This window comes from Xylella fastidiosa (genome assembly GCF_011801475.1).
Lineage (GTDB): Bacteria > Pseudomonadota > Gammaproteobacteria > Xanthomonadales > Xanthomonadaceae > Xylella > Xylella fastidiosa.
On record NZ_CP044352.1, the window covers coordinates 1,128,705 to 1,151,602 of the forward strand.

A 22,898-nucleotide genomic window follows, 5' to 3' on the forward strand; every position below is an offset into this window, starting at 1 on the left:
GTTTCTCAAGTACCAAACGCAGTCAGCATCCTCTACAGCGATCCTATTGCAGTGCCACCTTGGCGATGGTGCCCCACCAGAACAAAACAGTGTGAGCGATGTCTTCTGGTTTACACCCCAGCAGCGCGATAGCGCCGCTGGATCACCCCAAAATACCTTGGTGCAATGGTGCAATGGTGCAATGGTGCAATGGTGCAAACATCCGCAAACCTCATAAAAGGCCTGTTGCAATCTCACGCAAACCATAATCTGTAGGAACCCCCCTCAAGCCGCGTCGCACCGTTTCCCCCGCCGGTGCAACGCCCATTTCCCGAGCGCAATCGTGATGCACATGGGGCAGGGCAGCGCTTCCCAGATCATTCCAAGACACCCAACCACCCAATTACCCAATTACCCAATTACCCAATTACCCAATTACCCAATTACCCAATTACCCAATTACCCAATTACCCAATTACCCAATTACCCAATTACCCAACTACCCAACTACCCAACTACCCAACTACCCAACTACCCAACTACCCAACTACCCAACTACCCAACTACCCAACTACCCAACTACCCAACTACCCAACTACCCAAGCGGCAAACAACAACACAGCTTAAGCAATGCTACGGCAGGGCAGGGCAGGGCAGGGCAGGGCCGACCATATCGCGCACCTCTGCAGCTGCGTGCATCGTCTGCCGCGACCGTATCTACATCCCGCCGCTGCAACACCTCATCATGCCTGGCCGATTTGCTGAGGATCATCCGTGATTCGCTGCCGTAAACTGTTCAGCCTGGTTTGCCTCTCATCTGCAAGCCCGCGACCACGATAAACCAATGACGTTTCATGCTTGGCGTACATTGCGCTTCTGTTGGCACTGAACCAATTGAACGACCCAACACAAAACACCTCATCGTCCCCAATCACCATTTTGCTGTGGACTCTGTCGACAAAATTCACCTCAATCCCCACACCGCGCAACGCCCTGGCGGCTTGCAGCACTTTAGTGATCTTCTTTATGTCTTTCTTGTCGTCGGTGTTCAAATCCTGATCCGTGTAGACCGTGACCTGCACCTGACGCTTCACCGCCTCCTGCATTGCCTTGAAGGCACCGATGTCTTGAATGCGATCTTTGTTGATCCAGGGACTCACAATATGAATTTCACGCTGCACCTTGTTGAGCGCCTTCAATAAAAAAGCGTCATGTTCGGCGGCGTCCTGCAGTACCTCCACCGCTGTACTGACCTGTTGCAGATCTTTGCGGACTAACGGTTGAAAACACAGCGCGTTGCTTGCATCTTTAAAAAGATAATGCGCCAACAGGCCACGCGGCCTGCTCTTTGGTGCCGCCGTGAAGACATCCATATCCCCAAACACTAAAAAAGTGTTTTTGGCACGCGACACCGCCACATTCAACATGCTTGTACGCTGGTCGATAAAACCGCCATCGGCATGCTTGCTATACACCGCAGAAAAGATCACCACAGGCCGTTCCGCCCCTTGCAGCGCATGCACCGTCCCAACCGTGATCCCATCCTTTTCGTGGCCCACCTCAATTCCCACGTCACGGCAGGCTTGTGAAATGGCACGTACCTGCGCCCCAAACGGCGTCACGATGCCCACAATGCAATGCAGCGGCTTCCCATACTGTGCTTGCAACGACTCGCGGTGCTCGGCAAGCCACGCCGCAATGGTCTGTGCCTCATAGAGGTTATGGCGGCTGCCGCCGCTACTTTTCTGGCAGAGACCATCGACGTGCAGATACCCCAGCGCCGGCAAACCATCTCCTGTTTCCTTTCCTGCTGCATTCTTCAGCGCTGCCACCTTGGGTCCGCGCTTGGGGATGAGTTTGCCTTGATAGCACAGCGCATTGCAGTAACTGACAATCTCATCAAAGCAGCGATGGTGCTCGTACAGAAACATGCCGCGTGCCATCTCAGGGTCATAGTGATACCGGCTCAGTCGTTGTGCGATCTGCATCACGCTGCCTGATGCTGCGGATCTTCCAGACTGACAAAGCCGCTCGTAGGCATCCTCCTCCTTCCCCAGCAGCTCAGCAGCATGCAGGTTACCAATATCAATGCTTTCCGGAATCGACCAAATCGGTTCAATCTGCAGCTGGTCCCCAATCACCAAAGCTTGCTTGCCCAGTGCAAATGATGCACCAGCTACTTCAGGAAGCACCTGGCCCGCCTCGTCAACAATCAGCAAATCCGCAAAGTCATACAGGTAGTTACGGCTGAAGTTTTTCTCATCACGCCTGGCAACCTGCATCTTTTTGGGCAGCATGAAGAGCGTCGACACAATACACGGCGTTAATTTCATCCGTCGCCGCCAGCGCGGTTCCACGGCGGTACCCCCCGTCTTTTTCTTCTCCCCATCCAGATCCGCTGGCAACTGGGCCTGCATCTCCGACAACCAACGCCCCTCCCAATAGTGCGTGGTTAGCAGAAAGATCCGAAAGCGGATGGATGTATCGGCGAGTGCATCACAGTCCGCAAGAGAGACCTGGCCTGCCGCCTCCATCAGCCCTGTAAGTGCTGACTCCTTTGCTAACGCGGCCTGCCATGTGGTGATGTGGCACTGCTCCTCATGCAGCACCTTTTCACCGCGTGTCACAGCCCAGGAGTGCTCCTGAAGCCTGTCATCACATTGGCGCTGCATCCCACTGAGCCACCCATCAACCTGCTCAATGCTCTCCCACGTCTGTGTTGGGTAATGCACTGGCCAGATGGAGTTCAAAAACACCCGGACCAACCGCATCCGCTTTTTGGCCACCGCAGGCAGCCAAGAAAACAACCCATACACCAGCGACTCGTCCGCACCATAGCGCTCCCACTGCGTGATGAGCGTTTCAATGACCTGCTTCTCCGCCTGCGCTGCGTCCCGTTGGGTGCGGCGTTGCGTCATCGTCGTCGCGGGCGTCTCCCCCAACTCGGCCCGCAGCGCATCACGCGCATCATTCAAGCCTGACCACGCCTGCTCAATGGCGGCCAGTGTTGCCGCCTCCTTCCGAATCGCCTCCTGCAATGCCGCGGTGACACCCTTGACATTGAACGACGCCTGCGGGATCTCTGGAAATGCCGCCGCCGCCGCACGCAAATAATGCTGCTCTGCCTCAGCGATGTAGCCGACTGATTCCACCGCATTAAAAAAATCTTCGGTGTGATACTTGTCTGCTGTTTTGCTCTCTTTGTCGGCTGAGCCTAATAAAGCACCAAAACTCTTGATCTTGGGCAGCCAACGCCCCGCAAAAGGACCCTCTCCCTTTGCAAAATTCTTCTCAAACGCATCAATGATATTGGTCACCGCCTGATTCGTGGTCGACGCAGCGACAATGACCGGCGGCTCCCCCCCTGCCAGCGCCGCATGCGCCCATAACGACGCCACCACCGATAACACCAGCGTGGTTTTTCCAGTGCCCGGCGGGCCATTCACCGCAAGAATTTCCCCTTGTCGAGCCACCAGCAGATGCGTTAGCGCATCGCGTTGCGTCCGGCTCAAAGCACGCTTATCGCTGCCATGCGCCAGCCGTTGTGAGAACCCGGCATGCGGCGGCAAACATAGTTCAGGCGGCGCCATCTCACCGCTGGCATAGCGCTCAAACAACGGCACCTGTGGCGTTGTTTCGAGCAAAAGATGGTCGTATAAAGCCAGGATATGTCGGCTGGAGAACGCTGCTTTCTTGGTGAGATACCCATAGTCGGCCTCCAGATAATCCCCCTGAGCGCCAGGCCAGCCACCACCGACCTCCGCTAATAGCCGATCACAGCCCGCTAAAAATTGCTTCCATTGCCGATCAAAGTCGGCATTGTTGGAATCCCCCAATGAGTCCGCATTATTTTCCGTCCCCGTAAAAGCAATGCCAGGCACCGGCTGCCTTGTCAGAAACGCATCCTGATCCGACACCGTGCCAATGGCGAAATGTCCCCCTACCAAAGGCTTCAGAATGTCACGAGGGATCATCGTCCGCGCCAACGGATAGATCCTGCCATCCCGCGCCAATAACGCCTGTGTCACCAGCGGCGTGACGATCTTGGGGTGTCCCGCGCGCTGCGGCGTGCCGTGTTGCAGCAGCAGCACATAGACCTTGAGGCGGATCACCACTTCGACCGTTTGGACCTGTTCAGCTTCTTTATTGAAACAGGCCGCGACAATGTCGCGGTCCACACAGCCGCTTTCTAATTGCTGCTTGGACACCTCCAAGAATGAACTGTCAGCAGCATCACGAAGTACACCACGGTCTGTTCCACTGTCAGCCAGTGAATGGCGCCAATAGCGCGCGTAAGCAGAAGAGCGTGCTTGCATCGTCTCATCAATCCTTTACTAGATATGGAGGGATCGCGCTGCCTGTTGCAAGCAGCACCTTGGCATGGCAGCACAGCGCGGTGCCAGCCTCTTCAAACACCTGCAACACCACAGCCCACCGCTGCCTGTACATGATAGCGGCCCGATAAAAAATGTGATTTACATCAAAAATAATGCCGCTACTGCATCCCCGCACATCGTGCGGCGTGCATGGCAACCTCATCCCGTAGCCAACCTCATCAGTCACATTGATCTCCTGGCATCGCCATCGCGCCATACAACAGGCCCCGCAACTGCGGGGCCTGGCAACACAACAACAGATCACATACTCACACAATCGAACTGGCGACCAACCTGGGCGACTCCTTGATATCACGCACACTGGCTTGCATCATCGTCACCGCAGGGGACAGCGCCATCGCCGCAATCAAACGCTCCACCTCACCGGACAGCACCGTCCCATCCTGGAACACCAACGATTCCACCTGATGCGCTGCCTCACTGAACCAACCCGCCACAGTCACCTGATCCTCACTGCCATTGAACAGGATAGACAGATCATCACCTGAGCGCGTAAAACACGCCTCTTCCCGATGCAGCCCCTCACCAAAGACGAGTTTGTCATCACCGCTTTGCTCAATGATCGTGTCGTGGCCGTCTCCTTTGTTGAATAGATACGTGTCCGCGTAAGCGCTGCCGTACAACGTGTCATCACCGCTGCCACCGTTCAGCACGTTATCTGCGGACCAATACGACACTTTCAGTACATCGTTACCAGCGCCGCCTTCTAGGCGGTTGCTGCCGGTGCCGCCGTCTAGGACGTCATCGCCATCGCCGCCCAGCAGAATATCCTTGCCTTGCCAGCCATTGAGGGTGTCATTGCCCAAGGTGCCCAGCGTGGTGAGGCCCATGCTGCTCAAGGTCTCTGGAGTCCAGATCGTGCCATCGGCAAAGACGATCTGTTCAATGTCATTGTTGCCGTTGCGGTAACCGTTGGAATCCAACCAGTCTTTCAAACGGATGCTGTCGTGGCCGTTACCCAGGTCCAGCACCACATCTTGCCCTTGGCGTAGTAACCGGACATCAGCGGCTGCAATGCCCTCACCAAAGACGAGTTTGTCATCACCGCTTTGCTCAATGATCGTGTCGTGGCCGTCTCCTTTGTTGAATAGATACGTATCCGCGTAAGCGCTGCCGTACAACAGGTCATCACCGCTGCCACCGTTCAGCACGTTATCTGCGGACCAATACGACACTTTCAGCACATCGTTACCGGCGCCGCCTTCTAGGCGGTTGCTGCCGGTGCCGCCGTCTAGGACGTCATCGCCAGCACCGCCCAGCAGCAGATCATTGCCGCCGCTGCCGTAGAGGGTGTCATCGCCATCGCCGCCCAGCAGAATATCCTTGCCTTGCCAGCCATTGAGGGTGTCATTGCCCAAGGTGCCCAGCGTGGTGAGGCCCATGCTGCTCAAGGTCTCTGGAGTCCAGATCGTTCCATCGGCAAAGACGATCTGTTCAATGTCATTGTTGCCGTTGCGGTAACCGTTGGAATCCAACCAGTCTTTCAAACGGATGCTGTCGTGGCCGTTACCCAGGTCCAGCACCACATCTTGCCCTTGGCGTAGTAACCGGACATCAGCGGCTGCAATGCCCTCACCAAAGACGAGTTTGTCATCACCGCTTTGCTCAATGATCGTGTCGTGGCCGTCTCCTTTGTTGAATAGATACGTATCCGCGTAAGCGCTGCCGTACAACAGGTCATCACCGCTGCCACCGTTCAGCACGTTATCTGCGGACCAATACGACACTTTCAGGACATCGTTACCAGCGCCGCCTTCTAGGCGGTTGCTGCCGGTGCCGCCGTCTAGGACGTCATCGCCATCGCCGCCCAGCAGAATATCCTTGCCTTGCCAGCCATTGAGGGTGTCATTGCCCAAGGTGCCCAGCGTGGTGAGGCCCATGCTGCTCAAGGTCTCTGGAGTCCAGATCGTTCCATCGGCAAAGACGATCTGTTCAATGTCATTGTTGCCGTTGCGGTAACCGTTGGAATCCAACCAGTCTTTCAAACGGATGCTGTCGTGGCCGTTGCCCAGGTCCAGCACCACATCTTGCCCTTGGCGTAGTAACCGGACATCAGCGGCTGCAATGCCCTCACCAAAGACGAGTTTGTCATCACCGCTTTGCTCAATGATCGTGTCGTGGCCGTCTCCTTTGTTGAATAGATACGTATCCGCGTAAGCGCTGCCGTACAACAGGTCATCACCGCTGCCACCGTTCAGCACGTTATCTGCGGACCAATACGACACTTTCAGCACATCGTTACCGGCGCCGCCTTCTAGGCGGTTGCTGCCGGTGCCGCCGTCTAGGACGTCATCGCCAGCACCGCCCAGCAGCAGATCATTGCCGCCGCTGCCGTAGAGGGTGTCATCGCCATCGCCGCCCAGCAGAATATCCTTGCCTTGCCAGCCATTGAGGGTGTCATTGCCCAAGGTGCCCAGCGTGGTGAGGCCCATGCTGCTCAAGGTCTCTGGAGTCCAGATCGTTCCATCGGCAAAGACGATCTGTTCAATGTCATTGTTGCCGTTGCGGTAACCGTTGGAATCCAACCAGTCTTTCAAACGGATGCTGTCGTGGCCGTTACCCAGGTCCAGCACCACATCTTGCCCTTGGTGTAGTAACCGGACATCAGCGGCTGCAATGCCCTCACCAAAGACGAGTTTGTCATCACCGCTTTGCTCAATGATCGTGTCGTGGCCGTCTCCTTTGTTGAATAGATACGTGTCCGCGTAAGCGCTGCCGTACAACAGGTCATCACCGCTGCCACCGTTCAGCACGTTATCTGCGGACCAATACGATACTTTCAGGACATCGTTACCAGCGCCGCCTTCTAGGCGGTTGCTGCCCATCCCGCCGTCTAGGACGTCATCGCCATCGCCGCCCAGCAGAATATCCTTGCCTTGCCAGCCATTGAGGGTGTCATTGCCCAAGGTGCCCAGCGTGGTGAGGCCCATGCTGCTCAAGGTCTCTGGAGTCCAGATCGTGCCATCGGCAAAGACGATCTGTTCAATGTCATTGTTGCCGTTGCGGTAACCGTTGGAATCCAACCAGTCTTTCAAACGGATGCTGTCGTGGCCGTTACCCAGGTCCAGCACCACATCTTGCCCTTGGCGTAGTAACCGGACATCAGCGGCTGCAATGCCCTCACCAAAGACGAGTTTGTCATCACCGCTTTGCTCAATGATCGTGTCGTGGCCGTCTCCTTTGTTGAATAGATACGTATCCGCGTAAGCGCTGCCGTACAACAGGTCATCACCGCTGCCACCGTTCAGCACGTTATCTGCGGACCAATACGACACTTTCAGCACATCGTTACCGGCGCCGCCTTCTAGGCGGTTGCTGCCGGTGCCGCCGTCTAGGACGTCATCGCCAGCACCGCCCAGCAGCAGATCATTGCCGCCGCTGCCGTAGAGGGTGTCATCGCCATCGCCGCCCAGCAGAATATCCTTGCCTTGCCAGCCATTGAGGGTGTCATTGCCCAAGGTGCCCAGCGTGGTGAGGCCCATGCTGCTCAAGGTCTCTGGAGTCCAGATCGTTCCATCGGCAAAGACGATCTGTTCAATGTCATTGTTGCCGTTGCGGTAACCGTTGGAATCCAACCAGTCTTTCAAACGGATGCTGTCGTGGCCGTTGCCCAGGTCCAGCACCACATCTTGCCCTTGGCGTAGTAACCGGACATCAGCGGCTGCAATGCCCTCACCAAAGACGAGTTTGTCATCACCGCTTTGCTCAATGATCGTGTCGTGGCCGTCTCCTTTGTTGAATAGATACGTATCCGCGTAAGCGCTGCCGTACAACAGGTCATCACCGCTGCCACCGTTCAGCACGTTATCTGCGGACCAATACGACACTTTCAGCACATCGTTACCGGCGCCGCCTTCTAGGCGGTTGCTGCCGGTGCCGCCGTCCAGTACATCGTTACCTGCATCGCCGCTGAGGGTATCGTTGCCCGCGCCGCCTTCCAGGGTGTCGTCTCCATCACCGCCGGAGAGCAGATCATCACCGCCGCCGCCCCGCAGGAGATTGGCACCGGCATCGCCAAACAGCAGATCTGTGGCGTCACTACCTTCGGCATTTCCGGCAATCAGGGGAATGCCCGCATCGGCTAGGGCCTGCCTTCCATCGGGCGTTACCGCAGTCCGGTCGACCATCTGGCGTAAGGCATCCAGGGGATTCCAACCGCTGGGGGCCAGGGCGTCACGGCCGTAGCGCTGTAAGTCCATCACATCTTGTAGCGCCTGAGCTTTGTTGTGCTGCCAGGTCTGATCTAACTTGGCCTCCAGGCCGGAGGCATCCCATCCCATCACGCCGTTGTTGTAGGTCAGGCGGAGTCCGGACAGGTAATCAGTGAGCCGTGGCTCCAGCACCAGGCGGATATAGATGGATTCTTTGAGCTTGGCGTAGGCCTGGGTAAAGGCGTCGAAGGTGTTGCTTACTACCTCCGGCGGCAGTGCAAGGTCCATCACTGCTTCACTGTGTCCGTCAGGGCGGACAACAGGTTGCCAGGCGAAGGTCAGCCCGCTCATGGTGATCTGGCCGTTTTGCTCGCTGACCAGGCGGGAGCCGTTGAACTTTTCCAGAATGCCGATGATCGGTCCAAGCCGGGCGTGCTGCTGTTGTATCCAGGCTTGCACCGCCTCCTTGCCTTGGGAGGCTACGCTCCCGGGGACCCAGCCGTGGTAATACACCGTGCGGTTGCCCTCCCCGGAGGCTTCCAGGGATTCCTCGCTGCTGCGCATGGTTGAGGTGCTGGCCCACAAGGCGATCACCTGATCCAGCGCCGCACGCAGTGTGCCCTGGGTGGTGCCAGAGAGCAGCGCCTGCACCGCCGCCAATAAGGCAGGTGAGAGGCTGGCGGCCTCTTGCAAATCGCGTACCGCGCCGCTGCCGCTGATGGCTGGCAAGGCGCGGGCCGCGTCATTGATGGTCACCTTGTCGTGGGCGCCGCGGTAATCGCGGTAGAACTGGTCCACACCTAATTGCAGATTGCCAACGGTGCCGCTGCGGCCATCGGTACGGGTGTAGCTGCCGCGGGCATCCATCACGTTACCGTTGCCCAGGTTCACGCGTTGGGTGTCCGTAGGCGTGAGGGTGATGGAGGCAATGCCCAGGGTGGAGAGGGTGAACAGTTCGTTGGCCTGGGACTGGCCATCTTGGTTGAGATCGCGCCAGACGCGCACGTCCGTAAAGCGGGCGTCGGCAGCACTGAAGAGGCCATCACCGTTGCTATCTAAATCACGCAGCGCGTCAAAGCCAGAGGCGGCGGTGTGACCGTTGCTGAGTACGGTATCGGCGCCGAACAGTTCGCTGCCGTTATCAATACGCCCGTTGCCGTTGCGGTCCAGGACCAGCAAGCCGTCATCGGACTTCACCCAGCCGCTGGCGTGGGTGATGCCGTCGCCGTCGTGGTCAAAGAGGATGTTTTTGCCCGCGGCCAGTGTTTCGATGCCGTCGCCGTCCAGGTCCAGCACCAGCGGGTCGCGTACATCACGGCTATGACGAAACAGGTCATGCAGCAGATCTAGCAGGGAGGCGTTGTCTGTGTGCAACTTCTCGCTGAGGCGGTGGTATGCATCGCCGATATGTGTCCACCAGTCATGCAGCGTTTGCCGCACCGCATCGGCGCCATGTTGGATGCTGTCGCGGATCATATCCCGCAGTTGATCAAATAGCGGTTGCATCCAACGGTTCCAGGTGGCTGTTGCTCCGGAGAGAACATCACCCACCAAGGGAGCAACGGCCATCCCCATATTGATGCCCATCTGCATACCGACCCCAGCCAAAGGCGAGACCGGGAATAACATGATTCCTGCGTTTGCGACTGTATTGCGGTAACTGTTCCAGACAATTTCTGACAGGCTGCCGCTCTGCGTGGCATCCCCGCTCAACCCAGAAAATATATTCGCAACTTCCCATTGACGTTGCGTGATGATGGCGAATCGAGTGAGCGTATTGACCGTAATTCTGTTTGCAAGATCATTGATGGCGATCGGATTGTTAGCCACCTCAATCAGGCCGAAGAAAGAGTCATCCAACAAATCGAAGAGTCTGGCGGCCCGATCACCAGGGGTATATCCATTCTCCCGATAGAATCTTTCAAGATTTTGATAAAACGCGGAATTGGGGTCCATCCCCAGCCCACCCACAGAGATTGGGAACGCACCGCCCACCGTCCCGCCCCATTTATCCATCGCCAGCCCCAATCCGCCTGCTCCTACTGGTTCTGAGGCTGCCGCCACGTCTCTTGAAATGACTCTATCGAAAGAAAGCATTTTATTTTGTAACGCATCATCCATTACATTCCTTGCAAGTAAGTCGGAGACGTGCTGAAACAGCGCCGCATCAATAGGTATACCCGCCTCACTGCCCGCGTGATACACCGCGCCGCGTACAAAATCTGCGTAGAAATTTTCCCCTCGCCCTGAATTAATCTGCCCGGCAAGTGTCAGCCAATTCACCAATCTGGTATCGCCGCCACCGGCGCTGACGGCATCGGACAATGTCTGGTACATCGCCGGATAATTCCCAGAATTTCTGTAAGCCTCAGCACGATCTAATGTCGCCTGATCAAAATAAAAATCTAAATTCGTCATCATGATTCTCCTTGACATGGGATGGTATGGGCTGCAACAAAATCAATAATTAACTGTAATTCATAGGTCCACTCCTGTTTATTTCTTGGTTGGCCAGGTTGATATTCAATATTGAGCAATCCCGTCTTATCAATCGCTGAATAAAGGAAATCTCTGAGATTATAAAAATAGAACTCTTTATATTCCCCCATAATTGCAACTTGCCCATTCCTATAAGCCCGTGAAAGGGAGTTGATATAATGTTTTTTCCATGGTTGATCAGGGAAAAAGGCTAAGGAGACAATCGAGGTTCCGGCCTCACCGAGATTACCTGGAGATGTCTCAATGCCAGAAAGATACCCAATAGTCTTAAAACGAAATAGCATCATACTAGGTCCAAATTGGTTGGGCCACACTTCTGGGGGAAACTTGAAACATTTTTTGTAGCTGTGATCATCCGATTGAAGCATCATTATTTTACTAACCTCCTTGATGTTCTTTGCAGCGGCCTTTTGCGGTGTTTTTTCTGTCATATTATTTCTCCCGCAGGAGAGAATAGCACCGCATACCATAAGCAAGGCAAGCGCAAGCAGTCCGCATAATTTCAGTAGAGATTTAAATACTCTTGGAATATTCATGATTAAACCGCCGCAAGATGATGTTGTGTCTTTATTTTATTAACTTTGTGGTCGGCCTGATCCATCACTGCACGTATAGACGGTGCGTCGCGGCGTTGTGCGGAATGGATGTCCCCCGCATTCTTCAACCCATTCGCCAATCTGGCATCGCCACCACTGGCTTTGACGGCATCGGATAATGTCCGGTACATCGCGCAGTCATTCCCGGCATTTCTATAGGTGTTGGCACGGTCCAACGTGGCTTGGTCAAAATAAAAATCTAAACTTGTCATCATGATTCTCCTTGACAGGGGATGGTATGGGTATTAACAAAATCAATAATTAACTGTAAATCATGGGTCCACTCCTCTTTATTTCTTGGTAGGCCAGGTTGATATTCAATATTGAATAATCCAGTCTTATCAATCGCCGAATAAAGGAAATCTCTGAGATTATAAAAATAGAATGTTTTGTATTCTCCCATGATTTCTACTTGCTCATTGCTTCCAGCAGGCAAACGGGCATGGATATAATATTCTTTCCATGGTTGATCAGGGAAAAAGGCTAAGGAGACTATCGAGGTTCCGGCCTCACCGAGATTACCTGGAGATGTTTCGATACCAGAAAGATAACCAATATTTTTGAAATGAAATATCATCATATCAGGTCCAAATTGGCTCGGCCACACTTCTGGGGGAAACTTGAAACATTTTTTGTAGCTGTGATCATCCGATTGAAGCATCATTATTTTACTAACCTCCTTGATGTTCTTTGCAGCGGCCTGATGCGGTGTTGTTTTTGTCATATTATTTTTCCCGCAGGAGAGAATAGCGCCGCATACCATTAGCAAGGCAAGTGCAAGCAGTCCACATAATTTCAGTAGGGATTTAAATACTCTTTGAATATTCATTATTAAACCGCCGCAGGATGATGCTGTGTCTTTATTTTATTAACTTTGTGGTCGGCCTGATCCATCACTGTACGTATAGACGGTGCGTCGCGGCGTTGTGCGGAATAGATGTCCCCCGCATTCTTCAACCCATTCGCCAATCTGGCATCGCCGCCACCGACGCTGACGGCATCGGACAATGTCTGGTACATCGCCGGATAATTCCCGGCATTTTTATAGGTGTTGGCACGGTCCAACGTGGCTTGGTCAAAATAAAAATCTAAACTCGTCATCATGATTTTCCTTGACAGGGGATGGTATGGGTATTAACAAAATCAATAATTAACTTTAAGTCACTGATTAACTCCTCTTTATTTCTTTTTCGGCCAGGTTGATATGCAATATTGAACAGCCCCGTTTTATCAATGGCCGAATAAAGGAAATTAGTAAGATTATATAAATAGAGCTCTTTATATTCCCCTATAATTTCCACGTGCTCATTGCTGAGAGTACGTGCAACAGAGCGGATATAATGTTCTTTCCATGGTTGATCAGGAAAAAAGGATAGGGTGGCTATAGATGTTCCGGCCTCACCGAGATTACCTGGAGATGTCTCAAGCCCAGAAAGATACCCAATATTTTTAAAATAAAATATGGCCGTGCTAGGTGAAAATTGGATCGGCCCCACTTTTGGGGGTAACTTGAAACATCTTTTATCATTGGAATTGCGTGATTTAAGCATCATCATTTTACTAACCTCTTTGATGTCCTGTGCAGCGGCCTGATGCGGTGTTGTTTCTGTCATATTATTTTTCCCGCAAGAGAGAATAGCGCCGAATACCATCAGCAAGGCAAGTGCAAGCAGTCCACATAATTTCAGTAGGGATTTAAATACTCTTGGAATATTCATTATTAAACCGCCGTAGGATGATGCTGTGTCTTTATTTTATTAACTTTGTGGTCGGCCTGATCCATCACTGCACGTATAGACGGTGCGTCGCGGCGTTGTGCGGAATGGATGTCCCCCGCATTCTTGAACCCATTCGCCAATCTGGCATCGCCGCCACTGGCTTTAACGGCATCGGATAATGTCTGGTACATCGCCCAGTCATTCCCGGCATTGCTGTAGGTGTTGGCAAGATCTAGCGTTGTTTGATCAAAATAAAAATATGAACTTGTCATCATAATTCTCCTTGACAGGGGATGGTATGGGCTGCAACAAAATCAATAATTAACTGTAATTCATGGGTCCACTCCTGTTTATTTCTTGGTCGGCCTGGCTGATATTCAATATTGAACAACCCCGTTTTATCAATGGCCGAATAAAGGAAATTAGTAAGATTATATAAATAGAACTCTTTATATTCCCCTATGATTTCCACGTGCTCATTGCTGAGAGTACGTGCAACAGAGCGGATATAATGTTCTTTCCATGGTTGATCAGGAAAAAAGGATAGGGTGGCTATAGATGTTCCGGCCTCACCGAGATTACCTGGAGATGTCTCAAGCCCAGAAAGATACCCAATATTTTTAAAATAAAATATGGCCGTGCTAGGTGAAAATTGGATCGGCCCCACTTTTGGGGGTAACTTGAAACATCTTTTATCATTGGAATTGCGTGATTTAAGTATCATCATTTTACTAACCTCTTTGATGTCCTGTGCAGCGGCCTGTTGCGGTGTTGTTTCTGTCATATTATTTTTCCCGCAGGAGAGAATGGCGCCGAATATCATGAGTAAGGTCAGCGCAACAATTCCACATAATTTCAGTAGAAATTTAAATACTCTTGGAATATTCATTATTAAACCGCCGTAGGATGATGCTGTGTCTTTATTTTATTAACTTTGTGGTCGGCCTGATCCATCACTGCACGTATAGACGGTGCGTCGCGGCGTTGTGCGGAATGGATGTCCCCCGCATTCTTGAACCCATTCGCCGATCTGGCATCGCCGCCACTGGCTTTGACGGTATCGGATAATGTGTGGTACATCGCCCAGTCATTCCCGGCATTGCTGTAGGTGTTGGCAAGATTTAGCGTTGTTTGATCAAAATAAAAATCTAAACTCGTCATCATGATTTTCCTTGACAGGGGATGGTATGGGTATTAACAAAATCAATAATTAACTTTAAGTCACTGATTAACTCCTCTTTATTTCTCCGTTGGCCGGGCTGATATTCAATATTGAACAATCCAGTCTTATCAATCGCAGAATAAAGGGAATCCCTACGATGATAAAAGTAGAATTCTTTGTATTCTCCCATGATTTCTACTTGCTTATTGCTACCAGTAGGTAAATGGGCATGGATATAATATTCTTTCCATGGTTGATCAGGGAAAAAGATGAGAGCGACTATCGAGGTTCCGGCCTCACCGAGATTACCCGGAGATGTCTCAATGCCAGAAAGATATCCAATATTTTTAAAATAAAATATAGCCTTGCTAGGATCAAATTGGATCGGCATTACTTCCTGAGGAAACTTGAAACATTTTTTGTAGCTGTGATCATCCGATTGAAGCATCATTATTTTACTGACCTCCTTAATGTCCTGTGCAGCGGCCTGTTGCGGTGTTGTTTTTGTCATATTATTTTTCCCGCAGGAGAGAATAGCGCCGAATACCATCAGCAAGGCAAGTGCAAGCAGTCCACATAATTTCAGTAAGCGTTTCAATAGTCTTGGAATATTCATGATTAAACCGCCGCAAGATGATGCTGTGTCTTTATTTTATTAACTTTGTGGTCGGCCTGATCCATCACTGCACGTATAGACGGTGCGTCGCGGTGTTGCCCGGAATGGATGTCCCCCGCATTCTTGAACCCATTCGCCAATCTGGCATCGCCACCACTGGCTTTGACGGCATCGGACAATGTCTGGTACATCGCCGGATAATTCCCGGCATTTTTATAGGTGTTGGCACGGTCCAACGTGGCTTGATCAAAATAAAAATCTGAACTTGTCATCATGATTCTCCTTGACATGGGATGGTATGGGATTCAATAAAATCAACAATTAATTTTAATTCACGGATTCGCTCCTCTTTTTTTCGTGGTAGACCATCACCAGCATCATATTCAATATTAAAAATTCCATCCTTATCAATCGCCGAATAAAGGAAATCCCTAAGATTATAAAAATTAAATTCTTTATACTCCCCAATAATTTCAACTTTCCCATTCCTATAAGCCTGTGAAAGGGTATGGATATAATGTTCTTTCCATGGTTTATCAGGGAAAAAGGCTAGAGAAACTATCGAGGTTCCGGCCTCACCGAGATTACCTGGAGATGTTTCGATACCAGAAAGATACTCAATAGTCTTAAAACGAAATATGATCATGTTTGGTGGAAGTTTGCTTGGCCACACTTCTGGGGGAAACTTGAAACATTTTTTGTAGCTGTGATCATCCGATTGAAGCATCATTATTTTACTGACCTCCTTAATGTCCTGTGCAGCGGCCTGTTGCGGTGTTGTTTTTGTCATATTATTTTTCCCGCAGGAGAGAATAGCGCCGAATACCATAAGCAAGGTCAGCGCAACAATTCCACATAATTTCAGTAGAGATTTAAATACTCTTGGAATATTCATTATTAAACCGCTGCAGGATGATGCTGTGTCTTTATTTTATTAACTTTGTGGTCGACCTGATCCATCACTGTACGTATAGACGGTGCGTCGCGGTCTTGTGCGTAATGGATGTCCCCCGCATTCTTCAACCCATTCGCCAATCTGGCATCGCCGCCACCGGCTTTAACGGCATCGGATAATGTGTGGTACATCGCCCAGTCATTCCCTGCATTTCTATAGGTGTTGGCACGGTCCAACGTGGCTTGGTCAAAATAAAAATCTAAACTTGTCATCATGATTTTCCTTGACAGGGGATGGTATGGGTTTCAAGGAAATCAATAATTAATTTTAATTCATGGATTCGCTCCTCTTTATTTTTTGGTTGGCCATCATCAGCTTTTTATTCAATAAAGAAAATCTCATTATTATCCGTTGCTGAGTAAAAAGAATTAGCGAAAGTATATAAACGTAAATCTTTGTATTTTCCTATAACCTTAATCTGTTTGCTTGGGTCTTCTTTAGTAATGGAGTTGATGTAATTTTCTTTTGATAGGTATTTACCAAAAACTCCTATGGTGATCGTTGAGCTCCGTGGCTCATGGGGTTTTGATGGGGATTTCTCGACCCCTGAAATATATAAAAAATTATTAAAATGAAAGATGATAATTCCATGCAGAAGTCCTGTTGCATACAATTCTTTGTCAAACTTGAAGCATCTTTTGTAGCTGGAGTCATCTGATTGGAGCATCAGAATTTCATTTGATTCTTTGATTTTCTGTGCAATAGCATCTCGTTGTGCTTTTTCTTTGATATAAATGATCCCGCAGGAGATAAAAGCGCCGAATACCATGAGTAAGGAAATTACAATCAGTCCACATAATTTCAGTAGTTTTTTAAATGCGTTTGCAGTATTCATTGTCACACCACCGCAGCATTATGGGGGGTGTGGTGTTTTCCGTATGATGTTTGTCGTTGTCTATGGTGCGGTCTGGAGTCCTTAGTAAAGAGGGGCGCTGTGTCATTTATTGTCTCCGTCTTTAAGTTGGATAAAAAAATGCTGTCTCCGTCTTTTTATATAAAGACAGTGGCAGGGCATTGATTGATGGTGATAGGAGGGGGGGAGGTGACGGGGCTGGCAGGGAGCAGGGAGGGAAGGCTGCTGTGGTCGGATGCTTTGGGGTGTCCTTGGGTTGCATTGGGGGCGGCTTCCTTTGCCTTATTTTTGAGGTTTATATCACTATTTTTTGGTTATGTAAGGGTGGCAAGGTGTGGGTGGGGTGTATGTGCTGTTTTGTGGGTGGGGTGCAGGCAAGCGGTGAGGTGAGCGAGGGAGGGGGCTTGCACGGCTGTCTTCAAGGGGGGAATGTGTGGGTGGTGTCTGGGGTGTAGGAGGGGGCTGTGGGTGTTGTTGCGCTGGCTGTGTTTGAGGCGTTATTGCAGGTGCGTTGGCAGGTGTTTGCGTGATGTGGTGGTGGTGTTATTGGCATTGGGGGAAGGGATGGAGGCGCATTGGAGTGCCAATGTTGATGGCGGGGTTTATCGTTCCCGCAATGCTTCGTCGGTATATTGTTCTAGGGGGCTCAGTAAGTAATCAATAACGGTGCGTTTGCCTGTTTTGATTTCGGCGCTTAATGCCATGCCTGCGCTCATTCTGATTTGTGTTCCATCAATAGTGAGTGTGGTGTTGTCTAAACGGATGCGTACGGGAAAGACTAAGCCTAGTTTTTCGTCTTGTGCGGCGTCATGGGAGATGCTGATGATTTTGCCGGTGAGGTATCCGTAGCGGGTGTAGGGGAAGCTTTCAATTTTGACGGTGACGCGTTGTTCGGGACGTAAAAATCCGATGTCTTTGTTGAGGACGGTGGCTTCCACTTCTAATGTTTCTTGTACTGGGACCACGGCTAGGAGTTGTTGTGCGGGGGTCACGACGCCACCAACGGTGTGGATGGCTAGTTGCTGGACGATGCCTTCAACGGGGGAGCGTAGTGTCATGAGTCGATTACGTTGTTTGGCTTTTGCCAGTTGTGGTGTCAATTGGCCGATCTGTTCGTCGGCTTTCCGTAGGTCATCCAGGGTTTGTTGGCGGAAGTCGGCTTGTAATACGCTGAGTTCTTCTTGGGCTGCGCTCAGGGCGGAGCGGATTTCTTGGATGCGGTTGCGTTGGGTTGCTAAGTCGCGTTCGGCGGTGATGCGTTCTTGTTCACGCAGTAGGTAGTCGTGACGGCCGACGTATTTGTCTTTGAGGAGTATGGCGTAATCGGCGGAGCGCATTTTGGAGATGCGTGCGGATTCGGTCAATGGTTCGATGGTGTCTTGGGCTGTCCGTAGTTCGGCGCGGCGTTGGGCAATGGTTGCTTGTAGGTTGTGGCGTTTGGCTTGGTATGCATTGAATTGGCTCAGTGTCAGTGCTTGTTCGGCGGCGATGCGATCAGCGGGGATGGTTGCTGAATGGGTGAGTTGCGGTGTTTGGCCACGTTCTAGTGCGGTGGAGAGTGCGCGCAGGCGCAATGCGGTCAATGTGGCATTGAGTAAGGCATCTTCAGCTTGTGCGTATTCGGCGCCGGTGGCGGTGGCATCAAGTTCGATCAGTGCTTGGTGTGCTTTCACTTTTTCGCCATCACGGACCAGGATACGGCGTACTACGGCGGTCTCTAGTGGTTGGAGTACTTTGGTGCGTGAGTCGACGACGATTTTCCCCGGGGCGACGGCAACAATTTCAATTTTGCCGAAGCAGGCCCACAGTAGGGTCACGATGAAGCAGGCAATAATGATCCGCATGCTCCAGCATGCGGTAGGGGAGACCGGGGTTTCGGTCAGTTCTAGATGGGCGGGTAGGAAGGTGCGCTCATCGGTGGTGCGGTGAGGTGGTTCTAGTTGGGCGCGAATCGACCAGGCGGCACGGAAGACGTGGAGGTAACGCGAAAGAAAGTCGCGCCATCCTTGGAGCATGTGTTTCATGTGGTCCCTTGTTGGAGTCGGTAGAGGTGGGCGTAATGACCGTTGTTGCGGTTGAGGAGTGTTTCGTGGGAGCCGCTTTCTACGATTTTCCCTTTATCAATGACGACGATACGATCGGCATTACGGACTGTGGAGAGGCGGTGGGCGATGATGAGAACGGTGCGGCCTTTGCAAATGGCTCGCATGTTTTGCATGACGGCATGTTCTGATTCGTAGTCGAGTGCGCTGGTGGCTTCATCGAAAATAAGGATGCGTGGGTCGCCAATCAGGGCGCGGGCAATTGCGATGCGTTGGCGTTGGCCGCCGGAGAGTCCTGTACCGTGTTCGCCAATCTTGGTGTCATAGCCTTCTGGTAGTTCAGAAATGAAGGTATGGGCACCGGCTAATGTCGCTGCGTGGATGACGCGTTCCAGGGGGATTCCCGGGTCGGCCATGGCGATGTTTTCACGGACGCTGCGGTTGAACAGGAAATTTTCTTGCAGTACGACGCCAATTTGGCGACGCAGCCAGGCGGGATCGGCCAATGAGAGGTCGTGGCTGTCGACCAAGACGCGGCCGCGTTCTGGGACGTACATGCGCTGTACGAGTTTTGTCAGGGTGCTTTTCCCTGAACCGGAGCGTCCTACGATGCCGATGACTTCGCCAGGTTGGATGTCTAGGTCGATTCCGGAGAGTACGTCGGGGGTATCTGGACGGTAACGGAAGATGAGGCGCTCGAAGGTGATGCGCCCTTGGATGGGCGGCAATGTCATGCGGCTGCCGGGGAGTTCGGTACGGGTGTTCAGAATTTCGCCGAGTCGTTCGACAGAGAGTCCGACTTGTTGAAAATCCTGCCATAGCTGGGCGAGTCGGATGATGGGGGCAGTGACTTGGCCGGACAACATGTTGAAGGCAATTAGTTGTCCGAGGGACAGTTGTCCGTCAATTACCAGTTTGGCGCCCCAAAATAATACGGCGACGTTGGTCAGTTTCTGTACTAATTGAACGCTCTGTTGGCCGAGGGTGGCAATTTTGGTAACGCTAAAGCTGGCACCAACGTAGCCTGCCAGTTGGTTGTCCCAGGTGCGGGTGACACGTGGGTCTACGGCCATTGCTTTAACGGTGCCAATGCCGCTGACGGTTTCCACTAAAAATGCTTGGTTGTCTGCGCCGCGTGCAAATTTTTCATCCAGACGTTTGCGGAGTACTGGGGTGATGAATGCGGAGATCAGTGCGTACAGGGGTAATGAGATCACCACAATCAGGGTGAGCCAGCCGCTGTACCAAAACATGACGGACAAAAAGACGACGGTGAATAGGAGGTCTAAGACGGAGGTCAGTGCTTGGCCGGTGAGGAAGTGGCGGATGTTTTCTAGTTCGCGTACGCGGGCGATGGTGTCGCCAACCCGGCGCGATTCAAAATACGCTAACGGTAATGCTAATAGATGGCGGAATAAGCGTGCGCCGAGTTCAACATCAATTTTGCTGGTGGTATGTGCGAAGACATGGGTGCGTAGTGCGGTGAGTACTACTTCGAATAAGGCCAGGGAGATGAGGCCAACGACAATGACTTCAAGGGTGCTGAGTGCTTGGTGTACGAGCACTTTGTCCATCACGACTTGGTAGAACAGGGGTGTCACCAGTGCGAATATCTGGATAAATAAGGACACTGCAAAGACTTCAGCCAGCAGTTTGCGATATTTGACCACTGCGGGGATGAACCAGCTAAAGTCGAATTTAGCCAGATTTCCTAGGACCGATGCGCGGGAGGCGACTTGGAGTAAGCGGCCGGCGTAGCGTGCGGTAAATTCATCGTGTGAGATTGTGCGTGGCCGTTGATCTGCCAGGTCGTGGATCAGTATCTGGTTGCCTGTCACTTTGGCGACGATAAATGCTGTTCCTCCAGGGATCAGTGCGAGTGCAGGTAATGCGGCCATTGCGATACGGGTGACCGGTTGGGTGACGACTTTGGCTTTTAGTCCAAGTTTTTTGGCGGCCAGTAGCAAGGTTGTTTCATCGAATGGTTCGCCACTGCGCCCGAAGTCATGCGCTATCTGTACGGGGTCAGCCGCAATGCCATGGAATTGGGCAAGGAGCACTAAGCCGTGGAGTGCGCTGTCAGGCTGTGGATTGGAAGCGCGTTGATTCTGTTGCGTTGCAAGGGGATTTTTGTATGTCATGTTGCCATCCTTAATGTGCAATCCTTTTCCTTTATTGCTATTTAAAATATTTAAAACACCGATGTTCGATGTTTAATGAATTACTACATCGCAGTTTAAATTTTCAGTAATCACTTATTAATAAGTAGATTTTTTTAAAGTTATGCTGTTGTCACGCGGTGCGTTATTAAAGTGCAGCAATCCAGTCAGCGTTGTTGGTGTTGCATCTGTTGAGTAACAGTAAGTGCACTGCGGTGAGTGTTGAGTTTCCGCGCTGTTGGGAGGCAGTGGTGTTGATGGAAACTGCTCATCTAGTTAATGTTCATCTAGTAAAACGTCAGGCGCTGCTGAGTAAATGATAAAGGGATATAAGGTCTGACGTGGAGTTGTATTTTGAACTAACATGTCGACTTCCAGTAAATTGATTTACATACGTGATGTCTAATAGCCCGCAAACGCCGCTTGTTACGCGCCAGCGCCTGTCCGAAGTCCGCTATGAGATCCGAGGGGAGTTGGCGCGCCGTGCGCGTGAGCTTGAGGCGGAGGGACGCAAGCTTATCAAGCTCAACATCGGTAATCCAGGTGCGTTCGGTTTTCGGGCGCCAGAGCATCTGCAACGTGCTATTGCCGATGATATGGGACGTACCGATCCTTATACGCATCAGCAGGGTTTGCCAATCGCACGTGAGGCGATTGCTGCTGCTTATGCGCGACGTCACTATCCAGATGTTGATGCAGATCGGGTCTTTGTGGGGAATGGGGTTTCTGAGTTAATCGATTTGTCGTTGCGGGCGTTGCTTAATCCAGGCGATGAGGTGTTGGTTCCTTCACCGGATTATCCGCTGTGGTCGGCGGCGACGATTCTCAACGATGGTCGGCCGGTGTATTACCGTTGTGCGCCGGAGAACGGTTTCCAGCCAGATGCAGTTGAGATCGAAACGCTGGTGTCTTCACGGACACGTGCGATTGTGTTGATTAATCCGAATAATCCCAGTGGTGCCAATTATTCGCAGGAGTTATTGGAGCGGATTGTGGCAATCTCAGTGAAACATCATCTGCTGTTGTTGGTTGATGAGATTTACGATCAGATTTTGTATGACGGTGCGGTGTTTGTTCCAGTGGCTCCTTTGGCGGGGACGCATCCATGTATCACTTTCAGTGGGCTGAGTAAGGTGCATCGTGCGTGCGGTTGGCGTGTGGGTTGGGCGTTGCTGTCCGGGAGTAGCATTCAAGTTGATAATCTGCGCAATGCGATGGATTTGCTGGGTGCGTTGCGTTTGTGTGCGAATGTCCCAGGGCAATATGCGATTGATGCGGCGGTCAATGGGCCAGATACGATCACTCCGTTATGTTCGCCTGGTGGTCCTTTGTACGAGACGCGCCGTGCGGTGATTGATGCATGCGCGGCGAGTGAGCATTTGTCGTTGGTGGTGCCTGCTGGGGCATTATACGCGTTCCCATCGGTCGTGGGACCAGCGGCGCGGCACTTTGATGATTATGCTTTTGCGCTGGAGTTGATGAATGAGGAGGGAGTGCTGGTGGTGCCTGGATCAAGTTTTAATGTGCCATATCGGGATCACTTCCGCGTGACGTTGCTTCCTGATGCTGGGTTGATACGTGAAGTGTTTTCTCGTATTGACCGGGCATTGTCGCGCCGTGCTGAGGTGGCTGAGAAGGTGGTGCCGCTCAAGTCGCGTAGCGCCGCCGCTTGATATGAGTGCACGCGGCTCCCTCTGGGTGGGGTCTATGTGGTTTGCGAAGTAGGAGCGGTTGACGTACTCAATGTCAATCAGGAAAGGCTGTGGAATTA

At 51.8% G+C, this 22,898-nt stretch carries 20 protein-coding genes; 2 read left to right on the forward strand and 18 right to left on the reverse strand.

Going from position 1 to position 22,898, the window contains the following annotated elements:
• Positions 1-325: 325 nt before the first annotated feature.
• Positions 326-757, forward strand: a complete 432-nt coding sequence (locus F7G16_RS04925; RefSeq protein ID WP_208430668.1) for a hypothetical protein — start codon at positions 326-328, stop codon at positions 755-757.
• On the opposite strand, the gene F7G16_RS04930 is transcribed toward F7G16_RS04925, so the two are convergent.
• The 18 genes from F7G16_RS04930 to F7G16_RS05015 form a co-directional block, all read right to left on the reverse strand.
• Complete coding sequence (locus tag F7G16_RS04930; protein WP_004088084.1) at positions 723-4,295, reverse strand: AAA domain-containing protein; 3,573 nt, start codon at positions 4,293-4,295, stop codon at positions 723-725. The two genes, F7G16_RS04925 and F7G16_RS04930, sit on opposite strands and share 35 nt — an antisense overlap.
• A 7-nt stretch (positions 4,296-4,302) precedes the next feature.
• The gene (locus F7G16_RS04935) at positions 4,303-4,542 is read right to left on the reverse strand and encodes a hypothetical protein (protein WP_012382678.1); all 240 of its coding nucleotides are present in this window, start codon (positions 4,540-4,542) and stop codon (positions 4,303-4,305) included.
• An 82-nt stretch (positions 4,543-4,624) separates the two neighbouring features.
• Positions 4,625-10,945 (reverse strand): calcium-binding protein, encoded by a 6,321-nt coding sequence (locus F7G16_RS04940; protein ID WP_038233135.1) that lies wholly within the window; start codon positions 10,943-10,945, stop codon positions 4,625-4,627.
• Positions 10,945-11,562 (reverse strand): hypothetical protein, encoded by a 618-nt coding sequence (locus F7G16_RS04945; RefSeq protein WP_011098109.1) that lies wholly within the window; start codon positions 11,560-11,562, stop codon positions 10,945-10,947. Before F7G16_RS04945 ends, F7G16_RS04940 begins: the two co-directional genes overlap by 1 nt.
• A gap of 2 nt (positions 11,563-11,564) precedes the next feature.
• On the reverse strand, positions 11,565-11,837 hold the full coding sequence (locus F7G16_RS04950; protein ID WP_011098108.1) for a hypothetical protein: 273 nt from the start codon (positions 11,835-11,837) through the stop codon (positions 11,565-11,567).
• Positions 11,834-12,451 (reverse strand): hypothetical protein, encoded by a 618-nt coding sequence (locus tag F7G16_RS04955; protein WP_011098107.1) that lies wholly within the window; start codon positions 12,449-12,451, stop codon positions 11,834-11,836. Before F7G16_RS04955 ends, F7G16_RS04950 begins: the two co-directional genes overlap by 4 nt.
• A 2-nt stretch (positions 12,452-12,453) precedes the next feature.
• Positions 12,454-12,726 carry a hypothetical protein gene (locus tag F7G16_RS04960; RefSeq protein ID WP_011098106.1) on the reverse strand — a complete coding sequence of 91 codons (273 nt, stop codon included), beginning with the start codon at positions 12,724-12,726 and terminating at the stop codon, positions 12,454-12,456.
• Positions 12,723-13,340 (reverse strand): hypothetical protein, encoded by a 618-nt coding sequence (locus F7G16_RS04965; protein ID WP_011098105.1) that lies wholly within the window; start codon positions 13,338-13,340, stop codon positions 12,723-12,725. The genes F7G16_RS04960 and F7G16_RS04965 overlap by 4 nt, the downstream gene beginning before the upstream one ends.
• Before the next feature lie 2 nt (positions 13,341-13,342).
• Positions 13,343-13,615, reverse strand: a complete 273-nt coding sequence (locus tag F7G16_RS04970; RefSeq protein ID WP_011098104.1) for a hypothetical protein — start codon at positions 13,613-13,615, stop codon at positions 13,343-13,345.
• Positions 13,612-14,229: a hypothetical protein gene (locus tag F7G16_RS04975; protein WP_038232303.1), complete on the reverse strand. Its 618-nt coding sequence runs from the start codon at positions 14,227-14,229 to the stop codon at positions 13,612-13,614. Before F7G16_RS04975 ends, F7G16_RS04970 begins: the two co-directional genes overlap by 4 nt.
• Positions 14,230-14,231: 2 nt before the next feature.
• Entirely contained in the window at positions 14,232-14,504 is a 273-nt protein-coding gene (locus F7G16_RS04980; protein WP_011098102.1) for a hypothetical protein, read from the reverse strand.
• Complete coding sequence (locus tag F7G16_RS04985; protein ID WP_011098101.1) at positions 14,501-15,118, reverse strand: hypothetical protein; 618 nt, start codon at positions 15,116-15,118, stop codon at positions 14,501-14,503. The genes F7G16_RS04980 and F7G16_RS04985 overlap by 4 nt, the downstream gene beginning before the upstream one ends.
• A gap of 2 nt (positions 15,119-15,120) precedes the next feature.
• Positions 15,121-15,393 (reverse strand): hypothetical protein, encoded by a 273-nt coding sequence (locus F7G16_RS04990; protein WP_011098100.1) that lies wholly within the window; start codon positions 15,391-15,393, stop codon positions 15,121-15,123.
• Positions 15,390-16,013, reverse strand: a complete 624-nt coding sequence (locus F7G16_RS04995) for a hypothetical protein (RefSeq protein ID WP_011098099.1) — start codon at positions 16,011-16,013, stop codon at positions 15,390-15,392. The genes F7G16_RS04990 and F7G16_RS04995 overlap by 4 nt, the downstream gene beginning before the upstream one ends.
• Positions 16,014-16,015: 2 nt before the next feature.
• Complete coding sequence (locus tag F7G16_RS05000; RefSeq protein ID WP_011098098.1) at positions 16,016-16,288, reverse strand: hypothetical protein; 273 nt, start codon at positions 16,286-16,288, stop codon at positions 16,016-16,018.
• Positions 16,289-16,392: 104 nt separating this feature from the next.
• Positions 16,393-16,908, reverse strand: coding sequence for a hypothetical protein (locus F7G16_RS05005; protein WP_012382676.1), 516 nt, complete (start codon positions 16,906-16,908; stop codon positions 16,393-16,395).
• A 620-nt stretch (positions 16,909-17,528) separates the two neighbouring features.
• On the reverse strand, positions 17,529-18,950 hold the full coding sequence (locus F7G16_RS05010) for an HlyD family type I secretion periplasmic adaptor subunit (RefSeq protein WP_011098096.1): 1,422 nt from the start codon (positions 18,948-18,950) through the stop codon (positions 17,529-17,531).
• Positions 18,947-21,109: a type I secretion system permease/ATPase gene (locus F7G16_RS05015; protein WP_004090961.1), complete on the reverse strand. Its 2,163-nt coding sequence runs from the start codon at positions 21,107-21,109 to the stop codon at positions 18,947-18,949. Before F7G16_RS05015 ends, F7G16_RS05010 begins: the two co-directional genes overlap by 4 nt.
• A 416-nt stretch (positions 21,110-21,525) precedes the next feature.
• On the opposite strand from F7G16_RS05015, the gene F7G16_RS05020 reads away from it, so the two are divergent.
• Positions 21,526-22,800, forward strand: coding sequence for a pyridoxal phosphate-dependent aminotransferase (locus F7G16_RS05020; protein ID WP_004090963.1), 1,275 nt, complete (start codon positions 21,526-21,528; stop codon positions 22,798-22,800).
• Positions 22,801-22,898: the final 98 nt, after the last annotated feature.